The 15,127-nt window shown below is 73.4% G+C and carries 13 protein-coding genes and 1 pseudogene; 5 read left to right on the top strand and 9 right to left on the bottom strand.

Features of this window, described 5'->3' with window-relative positions:
• Positions 1-44: 44 nt before the first annotated feature.
• Together ACS04_RS26145 and ACS04_RS26150 are read right to left on the bottom strand one after the other, a co-directional pair.
• Positions 45-1,604, bottom strand: a complete 1,560-nt coding sequence (locus ACS04_RS26145; protein WP_158977515.1) for an MFS transporter — start codon at positions 1,602-1,604, stop codon at positions 45-47.
• Between the two features lie 162 nt (positions 1,605-1,766).
• Positions 1,767-2,579 carry a helix-turn-helix transcriptional regulator gene (locus ACS04_RS26150; RefSeq protein ID WP_048479234.1) on the bottom strand — a complete coding sequence of 271 codons (813 nt, stop codon included), beginning with the start codon at positions 2,577-2,579 and terminating at the stop codon, positions 1,767-1,769.
• 116 nt (positions 2,580-2,695) lie between these two features.
• Here ACS04_RS26150 and ACS04_RS26155 point away from each other — a divergent pair, with 116 nt between their 5' ends.
• A complete protein-coding gene (locus ACS04_RS26155) occupies positions 2,696-3,460 on the top strand; it encodes an SDR family oxidoreductase (protein WP_048479235.1) in 765 nt (254 codons plus the stop codon).
• Between the two features lie 22 nt (positions 3,461-3,482).
• On the opposite strand, the gene ACS04_RS26160 is transcribed toward ACS04_RS26155, so the two are convergent.
• Complete coding sequence (locus ACS04_RS26160) at positions 3,483-4,145, bottom strand: deoxynucleoside kinase (RefSeq protein ID WP_048479236.1); 663 nt, start codon at positions 4,143-4,145, stop codon at positions 3,483-3,485.
• A 728-nt stretch (positions 4,146-4,873) separates the two neighbouring features.
• Here ACS04_RS26160 and ACS04_RS40500 point away from each other — a divergent pair.
• A pseudogene (locus ACS04_RS40500) lies at positions 4,874-5,272 on the top strand (AraC family transcriptional regulator ligand-binding domain-containing protein); the annotation flags it as partial.
• A gap of 369 nt (positions 5,273-5,641) precedes the next feature.
• Here the strand turns inward: ACS04_RS40500 and ACS04_RS38355 are convergent.
• Positions 5,642-6,142: a VOC family protein gene (locus ACS04_RS38355; RefSeq protein WP_078865352.1), complete on the bottom strand. Its 501-nt coding sequence runs from the start codon at positions 6,140-6,142 to the stop codon at positions 5,642-5,644.
• 72 nt (positions 6,143-6,214) lie between these two features.
• Complete coding sequence (locus ACS04_RS26170; RefSeq protein ID WP_048479290.1) at positions 6,215-7,126, bottom strand: LysR family transcriptional regulator; 912 nt, start codon at positions 7,124-7,126, stop codon at positions 6,215-6,217.
• A gap of 81 nt (positions 7,127-7,207) precedes the next feature.
• Between ACS04_RS26170 and ACS04_RS26175 the strand changes: the two genes are divergently transcribed.
• Positions 7,208-8,146 carry a DMT family transporter gene (locus ACS04_RS26175; protein ID WP_048479238.1) on the top strand — a complete coding sequence of 313 codons (939 nt, stop codon included), beginning with the start codon at positions 7,208-7,210 and terminating at the stop codon, positions 8,144-8,146.
• A gap of 60 nt (positions 8,147-8,206) precedes the next feature.
• Here ACS04_RS26175 and ACS04_RS39570 read toward each other — a convergent pair whose 3' ends face one another.
• A complete protein-coding gene (locus tag ACS04_RS39570; protein WP_245236553.1) occupies positions 8,207-9,790 on the bottom strand; it encodes a serine/threonine-protein kinase in 1,584 nt (527 codons plus the stop codon).
• 82 nt (positions 9,791-9,872) lie between these two features.
• The gene (locus tag ACS04_RS26185; protein WP_048479239.1) at positions 9,873-11,309 is read right to left on the bottom strand and encodes an amidase; all 1,437 of its coding nucleotides are present in this window, start codon (positions 11,307-11,309) and stop codon (positions 9,873-9,875) included.
• Between the two features lie 121 nt (positions 11,310-11,430).
• On the opposite strand from ACS04_RS26185, the gene ACS04_RS26190 reads away from it, so the two are divergent.
• Entirely contained in the window at positions 11,431-12,282 is an 852-nt protein-coding gene (locus ACS04_RS26190) for a helix-turn-helix domain-containing protein (protein ID WP_048479240.1), read from the top strand.
• A 36-nt stretch (positions 12,283-12,318) separates the two neighbouring features.
• Here the strand turns inward: ACS04_RS26190 and ACS04_RS26195 are convergent, their stop codons facing one another.
• Positions 12,319-12,801 (bottom strand): VOC family protein, encoded by a 483-nt coding sequence (locus ACS04_RS26195; protein ID WP_048479241.1) that lies wholly within the window; start codon positions 12,799-12,801, stop codon positions 12,319-12,321.
• A 91-nt stretch (positions 12,802-12,892) separates the two neighbouring features.
• On the bottom strand, positions 12,893-13,564 hold the full coding sequence (locus tag ACS04_RS26200) for a MerR family transcriptional regulator (RefSeq protein ID WP_048479242.1): 672 nt from the start codon (positions 13,562-13,564) through the stop codon (positions 12,893-12,895).
• Between the two features lie 138 nt (positions 13,565-13,702).
• Between ACS04_RS26200 and ACS04_RS26205 the strand changes: the two genes are divergently transcribed.
• On the top strand, positions 13,703-15,079 hold the full coding sequence (locus tag ACS04_RS26205) for a YhgE/Pip domain-containing protein (RefSeq protein WP_078865354.1): 1,377 nt from the start codon (positions 13,703-13,705) through the stop codon (positions 15,077-15,079).
• Positions 15,080-15,127: the final 48 nt, after the last annotated feature.

Here is a 15,127-nt window from a genome sequence, read left to right on the forward strand (position 1 = left end):
CCGGGGGTTCGGGCAGGGGCCCGGGGCGGGCAGGGCCCTCCCACTCACGCGGGATCGTCCTCGCCGCCGGCCGGCTCGGAGAACTCCGCCTTCCCGGGGAGCAGGGCCACCGCCGAGGCCGCCACGAACATCACCGCCGCGCCGACGCAGAACGCGGCCGAGACGGCGCCGGTGACCACGGCCTTGAGGGCCGGGACCAGGTCCGCCGGGATCCCGGCGGGCAGGGGCGAACCCTGCTGCGTCGCCGCCACCGCCTTCCCGATGGACCGCTCGACCCGGTCGAAGCCGCCGGCGGCGATACGGCCGTCCTCCCGGAGGATCCGGACCAGCCGGCCGCCCTGGAGGTGCGCCACGATCGCGCCCATGACCGCCAGACCGAGGGCCGCGCTGACCTCCCGGACGGTCTGCAGCATTCCGGCCGCGCTGCCGCGCATCCGCATGGAGGTGTTGTTGAGCGCGGTGATCCAGGCCGGGCTGACGCAGAGCCCCATCCCGATGCCCATCGCGCAGTAGAAGGGCACCAGCCAGCCGTAGTGCTGCCGGTGCAGTTCCACCGCCGAACACGCCAGGGCCCCCACGCACAGGACCATCCCGGCTCCCAGGGGGACGCGCGGCCCCAGGCGGTCGTAGAGCCGTCCGCCGAGAGGCGCGAAGACCACCGTGGGGAGGGTGAGCGGCAGTACGGCGAGACCGGCCTCGAAGGGCGACATCCCCACGACGTCCTGAAGCCACACGACCCCGAACACCGCGAACCCGACGAACGCGAACCGGACCGCCGAAATGACGCCGGCCGCCACCGCGAACTCCCGGTTCTCGAACAGCTCGAAGTGCATGAGCGGCTCGGGCCGCCGCCGTTCGCGCACCACCAGGAGCGTCATCAGCACGGCTCCGGTGGCGAGGAGCGAGAGGACGGCGGGCGAGGCCCACCCCCAGGACCGCGCCTGCATGAGGGGGAGGACCAGGCAGACCAGGGCGCCGATCAACAGGGGGATGCTCGTCCAGTCCACCCGTTCGCGCCGCCGTGGCTCGGGCGTGAGCAGAAGACGCGCGAGGACCAGGGCGCCGATGCCCAGGGGCGGGTTGACGAAGAAGATCGCGCGCCAGGAGAACGCCGTGGTCAGCACGCCGCCGATCAGCGGGGCCGTACCGTACAGGAGGGTGGCGACGCTCGACGAGATGCCCATCGCCTGGCCCCGCTCCCGGCGCCCGAACTCCTTGATGATGAGCACCTGGGAGGCGGGCCGCAGGATCGCCGCACCGGCCCCCTGGGCCGCGCGCGCGGCGATGAGCAAGGTGTCGGTCTGGGCCAGACCCGCCGCGACCGAGGCCACGACGAACAGCACGGTACCGAAGCGGAAGGCGCGTTCGTGCCCGAAGGCGTCGCCGACGCGTCCGCCGATCGGGCTCATGCAGGCGAAGCTGAGCAGGTACGCGTTGATGACCCACTGCAGTGCGACGGTCGAAACGTCCAGACTCCGCTGGATGGTGGGAAGAGCGACCAGCACCACCAGGGCGTCGATGGCGACCATCGACGAAGCGCAGGTCATCACGGAGAGGACCCACCAACGGTGACGCTCGCCCATGAACCGCTGTCGCCGCGTCACGGATTTCCTTCCGGAAGGTTCGAGTCCGCCTCTTCCCTTCTTACACGCTCTCGCCGCCGCTCCTCCGCAGCCGTGCAGAAGACCGCGCGACGTGGTGCGGGCGAACACGAGACGCCCGGCTGCCCGCGCCCGCGCCCAGCCCGGAGCCCTCACCCGAAGCCGTCATGACGGAGCGTTCGGCGCCGCGTAGATCACGAGGGTCTGCTCCGGCCGCCCCGCCGCGTGGAACGCCGTATAGGCGTACGTGACCACCCCGCCGTCCGGCGCCCGCAGCCGCTTGTGCCCGCCCCCGCGCGCCTCGACCTCGAACCGCGGCCACCAGTCCCGCACTTCGGCACTGTCCTCGTGCAGTTCCTCGACCAACCGACGAAAGCGCGGATCCCCGGGGTGGGCGCCGGCCAGGGAGCGCACCCGCGCGAGCAGCCCCCGCGCCTCGGGCTCCCAGTCCACCAGGACCTTCCGCGCCCGCGGCTCCAGGAAGGTCCAGCGCGCGAAGTTCGGCCGGCGGCCGTCCGCGGTGACGAGCCCGGGGAACACCCTTTCGGTGGCCGGGTTGTGGCTCAGCACCTCGTACGTGCCGTCGATCAGGAAGGCGGGATGCGGCTGGAGCAGCAGGGGTACGGCCGCCACCTCCGGGGCCACGGGCACGGGCCCCGCTTCCTCGGCGGCCGGTGCGCGTCCGGCGAGCCGGAGGAGGTGGTCGCGCTCGTGGGCGTCGAGACGCAGGGCGACGGCCAAGGCGTCCAGGACCTGGTCCGAGACGCGGATGTCCCGGCCCTGCTCCAGGTACGTGTACCAGGTGGCGCTCATGCCGGCGAGCAGGGCCAGCTCCTCGCGCCGCAGTCCCGGGGTACGGCGACGGCCGGTCGACGGCAGACCCGCCTCGCGCGGGGTGATGCGCTCGCGGCGGCTGCGCAGGAAGGCCGCGAGGTCGCGCCGGCGCTCCTGGACGTCGGACGGGCCGCTCTCCGGCATGGAACTACCACCTCTGATTCCAGAATAAACCGGCTCTGGATACCAGGCTAAGCCCCCCGGCACACTGGCCATGGCTGTCGACAGCGGTGGCTTGGACGAAAGAGGGAAGAAACGACATGCGCAGCAGCACCGCAGGACCCGTCACGTCGGGCATCACCGGCAAGGTCGTGGCCATCACCGGGGCGAGCAGCGGGATCGGCGAGGCGACCGCCCTGCTGCTCGCCGAGCGCGGCGCCCGGCTGGTGCTGGGCGCACGCCGCACCGAGCGTCTGGCGGAACTGACCGCGCGGATCGAGAAGGCCGGCGGTGAGGCGGTCCACCTGCGTACGGACGTGACCCGGATCGAGGACCTCCGCGCCCTGGTCGCCCTGGCCGTCGAGCGGTTCGGACGGCTGGACATCCTCGTCGGCAACGCCGGGGTGGGCACGATCTCGCCGCTGGACGACCTGCGCACCGACGAGTGGGACCACATGGTCGACGTCAACATCAAGGGCGTGCTGCACGGGATCGGCGCGGCCCTCCCCGTGTTCCGCGCCCAGGGCGGCGGACACTTCGTCACCACGGCGTCCACGGCCGCGTACCGCGTCGTACCCGCGATGGCCGTCTACGCCGGCACGAAGGTCGCCGTACGGGCCATCTGCGAAGGACTGCGGCAGGAGGCGGGGCCGACGCTGCGGGTCACGACCGTCTCGCCCGGCCTGATCTCCACCGACTTCGCCGAGGCGTCGAGCAACGAACGGGTCCGCGGCGACATCACGCGCATGCGGGACGAGGTCGGCATCGAGCCGGCGGCGGTGGCGCGGGCCGTCGCCTACGCCATCGAACAGCCCGCGGACGTGGACGTGAACGAGATCGTGGTCCGGCCGACCGCCCAGACCTGACCGGCGCCGCGCCCCGGCGGGGTCAGTTCCGGTGCCCGACCGCCGCCAGGGCGTCCTTGACCTCCTGGGCCACGCGGGCCGCGTCCTCGGGCCTGTTGACCACGTCCGTGTGGTTCATGTCGATGACGAGGACCTCGCTGGCCGAGTAGTGCTTGTGCACCCAGTCGTCGTAGCCGGACCACAGCGTCCGGTAGTACGCGATGAGGCCCTCGTCCTGCTCGAAGTCACGGCCCCGCAGTCCGATGCGGTGCAGGACCGTCTCGAAGTCCGCCTTGAGGTAGACCATGAGGTCGGGGGCCTTGCGGTACGGCAGGCCGTCGATCTCGCGCATCATCTCTTCGAGCAGCCCCTCGTAGACGCGCATCTCGAGGGAGCTGATCCGGCCCAGGTCGTGGTTGACCTTGGCGAAGTACCAGTCCTCGTAGATGGAGCGGTCGAGGACGTTGTCGCCCTGCTTGTACGCCTCCTTGATCGCCGCGAACCGGGTCTGGAGGAAGTACAGCTGGAGCAGGAAGGGGTAGCGCTTCGCCTGGATCTCCTCGGGGCTCGCCGTGTAGAAGAGCGGGAGGATCGGGTTGTCGTCCACGCTCTCGTAGAAGACCTCGCTGCCCAGCTCCTTGGCGAGCAGTTCGGCGACGCTCGTCTTGCCGATTCCGATCATGCCTCCGACGCAGATCACTGGCATACCTCACTTCTCCCCTGGGGATCTTCTGTTCGTGGGCGGGTGGGCTGGGCGACCCACGTCGCGCGGACGCACGCCGGCGCTCGCGCGATTCCCCGGGATCCTCATGATCAGCGTCAGGCGGCCCCGTCCGGACCGTTGCGCGGTCGCCGTTTTCGAGCGACGATCCGCAGTCCCGAGGCCGCCCTGAATCTTAAATGAAGATTCACCCGCTTCCCTCACCCCCCGGCCGGGCGACGGCCGTACCGGCTACCCGCTTTCCGTGGGGGCGGGTGCGGCGCTGCGCCGGTGGGAGCGGACCATCGCGAGGTGGTCCGCCGCCAGGCGGTGGCAGTCGCCCGGCCGGCGCGCGGAGACGTAGTTGCCGTCCCGTACGGTGAATCCGCGGCCGGGGCGCGCCGCGGTGTCCCGGACGGGCAGCGCAGGGCCTGCCAGGAAGTGGTCCGGTTCGGCGAGGGCCGCGGTGACCTCCGCCTGGACGGTCGCCGCGTACGTCCGGTAGTAGCGGGTCCTTCACCCGCGCGGCCAGCAGCACGCCGTGGCACACCGCTCCGACGGAAGCGCCGTCCACCGTCGCGGCGTCGTACGTGCGCGCCGTCCTGAGCGCCGCCCCCGACGCCGGTGGCGCCCTCGACGCGGCCGCTGGGCGGGGCGGCCCGGCCGGGCCCGGCGCCTGGGCCTCGCCCCTGGACCGGCTCCCGTTCACCGAGGTACGGGCCCTGTGGGACGCGGTGATCGGCGTCGGCGGTGCTTCTCGCCGCGGGGGCGATCCGCACGCCGGGCTCCGCGTCGGGGACGCGATCGAGCCGGGCAGCCTGCACGTGCTCGGCCACGTGGTCCTCACCTGCGCGAGCCTCGCGGATGCCGTCGAAGCGGCGGTCCGCTACCACCCCCTGGTCAGCCAGGCCGGCACGGTCACCGCGCACCGCGGTGCCCGGACGACCCGCGTCCGGTACCGGCCGACCGTCGACCCGGCCACGATGCATCCGCAGCAGGTGGAGGCGGTGCTCACCGGCATGGTGCGAGCCGCCCGCTGGATCGCGGGGGACGGCTGGGCCCCGCTGTCGGTCTCCTTCGCCCACGCCCGTACGGGCTCCGCCGAACCGTACGCCCGGGTCCTGGGCTGCGCCGTCGCCTTCGACGCCGCCGAGAACGCGATCACCGTGGACAACCGCGACCTCGACCGGCCCCGGGCCCCGTACGACCGCGAACTCGGAGCCCTGCACCGGGACTACGCGGACCGGCTCCTGCGCGAGCTGTCCACATCGGTGCCGCCGGCGGAGCGCGTCCGCACCTGGCTGGACCGGGCCCCGCTCGACGCCGTCGGCCCCGCCGACGCGGGCAGGGACGTCCACGTCAGCCCGCGCACCCTGCGCCGGGCCCTTCACCAGGAGGGCACCTCCTGGCGCGCCCTCCTCGCACGTACCGCCGGGCGAACCGGCCTCCGCGCCGGTAGCCGGCGCGCGACGGGCCGCCCTCCGGCTCAGGTGGCCGAGTGCTCAGGTGGCCGAGCCCGCCGCCGCACCCGTCGCGAGGTCCGCGCCCCAGCGCGCTATCGCCGCGGGCAGGTCGAGCGGTCCAGGACGGGTGTCGGAGTCCCCGGCCGGCCAGTCCTCGCGGGGGACGCGCCACATCACCTCGAACTCGTTGCCGTCGGGGTCCTTGGCGTAGAAGGACTTGGAGACCACGTGGTCGCTCGCGCCGACCAGCGCACCGCGCTCGGTCAGCTTCTGCCCGAGCTCCGCGAGCTCGCCGAGCGTGCCCACTTCCCAGGCCAGGTGGTAGAGGCCGACCCGGCCCTGCTCGGGACCGGGCGCGTCGGCGCCGACCGAGAACAGTCCGAGGTCGTGGTCGTTGTGGCTGCCGGGGGCGCTCAGGAAGGCGGCGCGACCGGCGATCAGGTGGTCGACCTGGAATCCGAAGACGTCGGTGTAGAACGCGACTGAGCGCTCGACATCGCGGATCCAGAGCACGGCGTGGTTCAGACGGCGGACGGACATGGGGCAGCGCTCCCGGTGGCTCGAATGGTGTGGCCCGATAGGGATGCCTCCAGCATAACGTTCAAATTCGAACTACACGTGCGGAGCCGTGCCCCGGATCGACGCGGCGGCCCGGTGCAGCTCGGCGAGGACCGTCCGCACGGCCCGTCGCGCCGTGCGCTCGGGGCGGTGCAGCACGTCGATGTGGCGCCGGGCGTGCACCCCGCTCAGCGGCCTCAGGACCAGGTCGGGGTGGGTACGGGCGGTCCAGCGCGGCATCAGCGCCAGACCCCCGCCGGCGGCCACGACCTCGGCGACCACCGCGAACTCGTTGATGCGGTGGACGATGTCGAGCCGGCGGTTGGCGACGCTGCCGATGGCCTCGATGGTGGCCATGAGCGGGAATCCGTCGTGGACCGTGATCCAGGGCTGGTCGGCCACGTCCTGCGGCGACAGCCGCGGACGGGAGGCGAGGGGGTGGCCGACGGGCAGGGCCACGTCGAGGGGCTCGTGGAGCAGGGTGGTGGCGGCCACCGCGCGCGGCCACGGCGGCCCGTGGTCGAGGCGGTGGGCGAGCACGAGGTCGTAGTCCCTGGTGAGGGCGGGGAAGCGGTCCTGGGCGACGTCCTCGTCGGCGAGGGCCAGGCGGGGGCCGCCCGGCCCGGCCAGGCCGCGCAGCAGGAGCGGGAAGAACGCGGAGCCCGCGCTGTGGAACGCCGCCACCGAGACGCCGCCGTCCGGTTGCTCCGCGAAGTCGGTGATGGTGTGCCGCGCCCGGGCCAGCGCGCTCTCCACCTCGATGGCCGCCGCGGCCAGGGCCTGCCCGGCGTCGGTCAGCACCACCCGGCGGCCGGCGCGCTCGGTGAGCGGCACGGCGATCGAGCGCTGGAGCAGCCGCAGCTGCTGTGAGATCGCGGAAGGCGTCACGCGCAGCGCCTCGGCCACCGCGGTGACACTTCCCAGCTCTCCCAGCTCCCGCAGGATCCGCAGCTGCCGTTCGTCCATGCCCACAGTGTAGGAGTGCTACAGGTTGGGTTAAGAAGTTGGTCGTAGCCTTCAAGATCCTTCGTCGTGCACCGTGGGGGCATGCCTGTCGCCCGCCGTACCGATGCGGTACTCCTGCTGGTCGCGCTCGTCTGGGGGTCCAGTTATCTGGCCGCCAAGACGGCCACCGTCGCCCTTCCGGTCCTCGCGGTCCTGTTCGCCCGGTACGCGATCTCCGCGCTCGCGTGCGGCGCCCTGCTCACCGCACGCCGCCGGACGCGCCGCCGGTGGACGAGGGCGGAGATCCGTGCCGGCTCGCTCCTGGGACTCACCCAGGCTGCCGTCCTCGTACTGGAGACCTACGGGGTGGCGAACACCAGCGCCGCCAACGCCGGACTGATCATCAGCTTGACCATCGTGCTCACGCCGCTCATGGACCGGGCCCGGGGACGGTCCGGGCTCCCCCCGGCGTTCTTCCTCGCCGCCGGCCTCTGCGTGCTGGCCGTCGGGCTGCTCATCTCCGGCACCGGACTGCACGCACCTCGCCCGGGGGATGCGCTCATGCTCGCCGCCGCGGTCGTCCGGGCCGGGCACGTCGCACTCGTCGGACGGCTCACCGCCGACCGCCCCGTGGACCCGATGCACCTCACGACCGTCCAGACCGTCGTCGGCTCGGCGCTGTTCCTGCCGCCCGCCCTCGCCCACCTGCCGGAGCTGGCGCGCGGCGGCGCCGCCACCTGGACCCAGTTGGTCTATCTCGCCCTGTTCTGCAGCGTGTTCGCGTTCGTCGCCCAGACCTGGGCCGTACAGCGCACCTCCGCCAGCCGGGCCAGCCTCCTGCTGGGCACCGAACCGATCTGGGCGGTCGCGATCGGGATCTGCCTCGGCGGCGAATGTCTCACGGTGTGGGCCTTCCTGGGCGCCGCTCTCATGATCACCGGCACCTACTGGGGCCAGGCGGTCGAACGCGCCCACCGCGTCGCGGAGCAGGGGGCGAAGGAGGAGTCGGCGTACCGGCCGATGACCCCCGCCGGCACCTGATCGACCCGGTGGTCGGCGGGCCCACCGGAACCTGCCGCGACCGAGGGCCGGAGCGGTCCGTCAGTGGGCGCGGAGGGCCGCGGTCAGCCCGGCGTCGTACGCGTAGCGCTCACCGGCGTGGCGCAGCAAGGCCTCGTGCAGCCGTCCGACCTCCGCCCGTGCCAGCTCCTCGTTGCGGAAGCGGATGGTGGTGATCGCGGCCCTGGACCCGGGGCCCAGCGGACGGAAGCGTTCCCAGACCACGTTCTTCGTCGCCGTGGGCGCCAGTTCGCCCACCACGACGAACTCCTGGAGCAGACCCCAGCGGGTCACCCTCAGGGTGACACGGCTCAACTCCTCCCAGGCCGCGTTCCATTCATGGCCCTCACGCAGGAAGTGGAGCCCGTTGCCCGCCACCCGTACGCACGCCGCGTCGCCGCGCGCCATGGCCAGTCCCCCCAGAGTGAACAGCGCCACCGCGAGGACGGCCGCCGCGACGGCGACGACGGGATGCTCCACGAAGTTGTGCACGGCCACCCACAGCGGAACGACCGCCGCGAGCACGGCCGCGAACGCGACCCGCATGTGCCCCATGGTGTACCGCACTTCGACGGGTCCGGCCGGAACCCGCTTGAGGACCGACCGGGCGGCAGCCGCATCCCGGACGGCGTCCGCGGCCGGCTCGGGCCCCGGCTGCGACTGCGACGGCGCCGGTGCGGGTACCGGCGCCGGGGACGGGACCGCGGACGGAACCGGTGACGGGGCCGCAGGCGGGGCCGCAGGCGGAACCGGAGGCCGAACCGGAGGAGCGGCCGGAGCCGGGGGCGCGTCCGGCAGGGTCGGCGGCGCCACGGTCACCGCACCACCCCCGCTCAGCGCGGACAGCACCTCCTCCGCCGTCGGCCGCAGCTCCGCCCGCTTCTGCAGGCACCCGCCCAGCACCTCCCGGAGCCCCTCAGGTACGCGTTCCAGGCTCGGCGTCTCGTGCACGACCCGGTACAGCAGCTGCGCCGCGCTGCCCTCCCCGAACGGCATGCTCCCGGTCGCGGCGAAGCACAGCACCGTACCGAGGGAGAAGACGTCGCTGGCCGTCCCCACACGGGCGCCCTGCGCCTGCTCGGGCGACATGAACCCGGCGGTGCCGATCGCCACGCCGGTCCGGGTGAGCATGGTGGCACCGTTCAGTGCCTTGGCGATCCCGAAGTCGATGAGCCGCGGCCCGTTCTCCGTCAGCAGGACGTTCGCGGGCTTGAGGTCCCGGTGCACGAGGCCCGCCCGGTGTACGGAGTGCAGCGCCTCGGCCAGACCCGCGCCCAGCCGCCACACCGCGTCCTCCGCCAACGGCCCGCTCTCCCTGACCCGTTCTGCGAGATTCGGCGCCGGGATGTAGTCGCTGGCCACCCACGGCGTATCCGCCTCCGGATCCGCGTCGACCACGGTCGCCGTCCAGAACCCGCCGACCGCCTTCGCCGCCTCCACCTCGCGCCGGAACCGGGCCCGGAAGCCGGGGTCCGAGGCGATCTCGGGCCGTACGACCTTCACCGCCACCCGCCGGCCGCTGCGCGACTCCCCGAGGTAGACCTGCCCCATCCCGCCGGCGCCGAGCCGCGCCGTGATCCGGTACGGGCCGACCGCCGCCGGGTCACCGGCCTTCAACCGCTCCACAATCCCCCCGAGTGCACTCGCCTACAGGAGAACCTAGGGCCGGCCCGCACCTGCTGTCAGCCCAACGGCCGTCGTGCGCGGGTCAGCTCACCGGCGGGCGGCGACCGGCCCAGGGGAGCGCCTGTTCGAGCAGGTGCGCCACCTGGAGCAGCAGGTCCTCGCGCCATGGCGCGGCGATGATCTGGACGCCTACGGGAAGGCCGGACGCGGGGTCGTGGTGGACGGGCACGCTGATCGCGGGTTGACCGGTCACGTTGAAGAGCGAGGTGAACACCCCCATCGGGTAGCTGTTGCGCAGCGCCGCCATCGGATCCTCCCCGGTGCCCGCCCGCCACGCGCCGATCGCCGGCGGCAGGCAGGCCATCGTGGGCGTGACGAGGAGGTCGAAGCCCGCCACGAAGCCCTCGACGACGCGCCGCGACAACTGCTGGGCCCCCGTCACGGCTTGTGCGTACGACCAGGAGTCGACCGCCCGGGCCGCGTCGCGCAGGGCGCGGTTGTGCGGCTCCACGCGGTCCGGATCCGCGAGCGGGATCCCCGCACCGCCGACGTTCCACAGCGTGGTGAACTGCGCCACCAGCTCGTCCGCGGAAGGCAGGGGAAGGCGGGTGCCGACGAGGTGGTGGCCCGCCGATTCGAGCGCGCGCAGCGTGCGGTCCACGGCTGCGGTGCAGGCCGGGTCCACACCGATGCCCGGGACGGGGGAGTCGGTGAGCACTCCGACGCGCAGTCCGGCCGGAGCGTCCCGGACGGCGGCCGCGGCGAAGGACTCCCGCGGGGCGGGCGGCGACCACCACGCGGCCGGGTCGTGGCGCGCGAGCACGTCGAGCGCCGCCGCGGAGTCCGCGACGCAGCGGCTGACCACACCGCTGGTGCCGAGGCCCTCGACGAAGACGGTCGCGTGGGCGACCCTGCCGCGCGTGGGTTTCAGCCCGACGAGCCCGTTGCAGGAGGCGGGGATGCGTATCGACCCGCCGCCGTCCTCGGCGTGCGCGAGGGGCGCCATCCCGGCGGCGACGGCGACGCCCGCACCGCTGGACGAGCCGCCGGGCGTACGCCGCGGGTCCCACGGACTGCGCGAGATGCCCAGGGCCCGGCTCTCGGTGAAGGGCAGCGCCCCGAACTCGGAGGTGGTGGTCTTGCCGAGCGGTACGAACCCGGCGTCCACGAACCGCCGCACGACGGGGTCGGAGGTCGCGGCAGGTGTCCGGTCCGCTCCCGCGCTGCCGTACGTGGTGGGCCAACCCGCCACGTCGATCAGGTCCTTGACGGGCAGCGGCACCCCGTGGAAGGGCGGGAGATCGTCGGCTGAGACGGCCCGCACCACCGCCTCGGCGGCCTCGGCCGCGGCTTTGCGGACCTCGTCGTCGCCGCGGTGGCAGAAGGCGTTCAGGCGGGGGTCGAGCTCGTCCATCCGGCGCAGGTAGCAGTCCGCCACCTCGACCGGGCTCACCTCCTTGCGGCGGATGGCCGCGGCGAGTTCGACGGCGGGGGAGAAGGGGCCGATGGGTGAGGACATCGCAGGCGGTCCTTTCGGGTCCTGACGGGCACGGGAGCCCGTCCGGGGCCGTCAGTCTCACCGCGGCCGCGGGCCGGAGTATTGGACGAATGTCGCGAACTCCGGGGCGTACGCTGACCGTATGCGGTCCACTGAGCCGGCCTCCGGCGCTGCTGCGGTGTGGGACATCGCCACCCCCTCCCGCCCCGGCCCGCTGCCGGGCGTCGGCATGGCGGGCTTCCGGGCCCGCACCGCGGACCCGGTCGATCTGAGCGTGGTCCCGTACCCGGCCGTCACGGTGGCCGTCGACCTCGGCGAGGCCCCGCTCGCCGTCGAGGACGGCGACGGCGGCCTGCACCGGGGCAGTGTCGTCGTGGGCCTGGCACCCACCGGTGTCCACGGCCGCGGACGCGCCATCGAATGCCTGCAACTGCGCCTGTCGCCCGTGGTGGCGCACGCCGCCCTGGGCGGCTGCGCGGCGTGGGGCCGCGGGGTCGTCCCGCTGCGCGAACTGTGGGGTCGCGAGGCCGGTCGTACCCGGGAGCGGCTGCGGCTCGCCGGCTCGTGGCAGGAGCGGTTCGCCATCGCCGGGGCCGAGCTGGCCCGCCGGTACGAGGAGGGACGACGCGTCGACCCGGAGGTCGCCTTCGTCTGGGGGAGGCTCGTGACGCACCGGGGAGGGATCGAGGTCGAACGGCTGGCGGCCGAGGTCGGATGGAGCCGCAAGCGGCTGTGGTCCCGCTTCCGCTCCCAGATCGGCCTGAGCCCCAAGCGCGCCGCCCGGCTCGTCCGCTTCGACGACGCCGCCCACCGGCTCGCCGCCGGGCGCAGCGCCGCCGATGCGGCCGCGGAGGCCGGCTACGCCGACCAGTCACACCTGCATCGGGACGTCAGGGACTTCGCCGGGGTGACGCCCGCCGCCGTCGCCGGCGCGGCGTGGCTGGCGGTCGACCCCGTCGCCTGGACCGGGCCCCCTTCGCCACGACCGGCTTGAGGCGGTCCGTTCGGAGGGCGTACGTGTCCTCGAACCTCACGGGCCGCTGCCTTCGCGGGGCAGGTCCGTACCGGCGCCGAAATCGGGCAGGGTCAGCGAGCCGTCCGAGGCGAGGGCGAAGCCCGGGTTGTGGGCGACCTCCCAGGCGTGCCCGTCCGGGTCGGTGAAGGCGCTGGAGTAGAACCCGATGGCGTTGACGGCGGCCGGCTTGGTGACGGTTCCGCCGGCCGCTTCGACGGCGGCGAGCAGTTCGTCCACCTCGGCCCGCGAACGGACGTTGTGGGCGAGGACGATGCCACCGAACCCGCTGCCGTCCGGCGGGCCGCCCGCCCGTCCCGGCGGCAGGCCGCAGTCCGCTGCCAGGAGATCGCGGTCCCACAGGACCAGGGCGAGGCCGCCGGCCTGGAAGAAGACGGTGCGCTCCACTTCCTGTCCCCGCCAGCCCAGTGCCTCGTAGAAGCGCCGGGCGCGGGCGAGGTCGCGGACTCCGAGGGTGACGAGCGAGATGCGCTGTTCCATGCGGCCACGGTAGGGGTGTCCGCAGCCCTGTCCGGAGAGGCGGGGCTGTGCGGACGCCACCTCGGGCACGACTTCGGCACCCTCCGGACGTCTACGCCGGCGCCGCCGGCCCCGTGCCCGCGTCCGCGACGCGGCGCCGGACCTGGTTCTCCTGGGCCAGGCGGCGCAGCAGTTCGAAGACCGGTGCGCAGATGGCGAAGACGATGACCGCCCGCTCGGCCAGCGCCACCGGATCGTCGAGGCCCGCCGCCCGCTCCAGGTCGAGCCGGGCCACCGCCTCGGCCAGCTTCGCGTAGGCGGCGAGCTCTCCCGGGGCGTACTGGGCGTCCAGCCTGCGCAGTTCCTTCAGCGCCGACGTCAGTCCCTGTACGTGCGGGGAGGTGGCGGGCGTCCGCCAGTCCAGGTCCGCCAGCAGCTCGGCCACTTCGGCTCCGGCGGCCGTTTCGGCCTCGGCCTCCTCCTCGGGGTCGGCCGGGCTCTGACCCGCCACCGGCACGGGCAGGGCGTAGCTGATCGCTCCGAGGGCGCCCTCGGAAGTGTGGGCCTGGTCGACGGCCCCGAGCACCTCGCGGGTGGCCGCGATCGACAGACCGCCCAGCGTGGTCAGCGCCTTGATGAGCCGCAGCCGCTCCGCGTGCTCCTCCCCGTACTCGGCCAGCGTCGCGGCGGTCGCCCTTCCCGCGGGCAGCAGGCCCTGGCGCCGGAAGTACTTGATGCTGGCGACCGGCACACCGGTCCGCCGGCTGAGCTCCGAGATCTTCATGTACGGCTTCCCTGCTGGTCACGGGGTCCGGTACCCGTCATCGGCGATTGGACACCACCACAAGATACTGCCAGTATCCAGTAGCTGGATACCTTGAGTATCCAGCCAGCCAGGAATCGCCGCCGCACCGGAGAATCGATGCCCCAGTCCACACACCCCTCCGTGCTCCGCCAACCCCGGCTGTGGCTCGGAACGGGACTCATCGCCGCAGTCGTCTCGATGTTGTTCGCCCTGCTGTACGTCGGCGGCAACGTCAACCCCAAGGGCAATCTCCGCCACCTGCCCGTGGCCCTGGTCAACGCCGACAGCGGCTCCGACGCGGGAGGCCGCCACGTCAACATGGGCGAGCAGATCGTCGCGGGCATCCAGAAGGCCGCCAAGGATGACAAGAGCATCGACTGGCAGATCGTCACCCGCGAGGAGGCCGACAAGCGCCTGGGCCGCGGCAAGGTCTTCGGCGCCCTCGTCATACCCCGGGACTTCAGCGCCACGGTGACCGCGCTCGGCTCCCCCCAGCCCGCGCCGCAGGGCAAGACCGCACCTCCCACCCTGACCGTGCTGACCAACCAGTCGGCCGGCAGCATCGGCTCCTCGATGTCGTCCCAGGCGGCCCAGAAGGCCGCCCACGCCGCTTCCGCCCAGATCGGCCAGGAGCTCCTCAAGCAGGCCGCGGCACAGAAGACCGCGCTGCCGGCGGCCGCCCAGCTCGGGCTGGCCGACCCCGTGACCGTCACCGTGGCCGACGGCCACCCCGTCGGCTCCCGCAGCGCCCTCGGCCTGAGCGCCTTCTACTACGCGCTGGTCCTCGTCGTCTGCGGCATGCTCGGCGCCAACCTGGTCAACTCCCAGGTCGACACGGCCCTCGGCTACCTGCACACCGACTACGGCCCGGTCCGCAAGCGCGAGCCCGTCCGGCACACCAGCCGTGTCCGCACGCTGGCCATCGGCATGGCCCTCATGCTCGGCATCTCGCTCGTGATGGGCACCCTGGTCGAGGTGGCGACCGTCTCGATCCTCGACATGGACGCCTCCCACCTCGGCCTGCTGTGGCTCTACTCCGTCGCCACCATCGCGGTCGTCGGCATCGGCAGCCTGGCCCTGTTCGCCGCCTTCGGCACCCCCGGCATGCTGCTGGCCACCATCGTCTTCGTCGCGATGGCCGTCCCCTCCTCCGGCGCGACGGTGCCGCTCCAGGCGCTGCCCGGGTTCTTCCGGGTCCTCGCCGGGTTCGAGCCGCTGCGCCAGATCACCGAGGGCATGCGCGCCATCCTGTACTACGGCGCCCAGGCCGACGCGGGCCTGAGCCGGGCGTGGGCCTCGATGGGCATCGCCCTCGTCGCCGCGCTGGTCTTCGGCTTCGCCGTCACCCGCCTCTACGACCGCCGCGGGCTGCACCGCATCCCCCGGCCGGCCGCCGACTCCGAGGCCCCGGCCGAGACCACCGACACCCCCGGGAAGACCGGTACCACCGAGACCCCCGGTACCACCGGCACCGAGGCGAGCGCCACGGCCTGAGCGGGCCGCCGCGGGGTCCGGGCGCACGGCCCGGGCCCCGCACCGTCA

Origin of the sequence: Streptomyces roseus (assembly GCF_001044425.1) — a bacterium.
Lineage (GTDB): Bacteria > Actinomycetota > Actinomycetes > Streptomycetales > Streptomycetaceae > Streptomyces > Streptomyces roseus.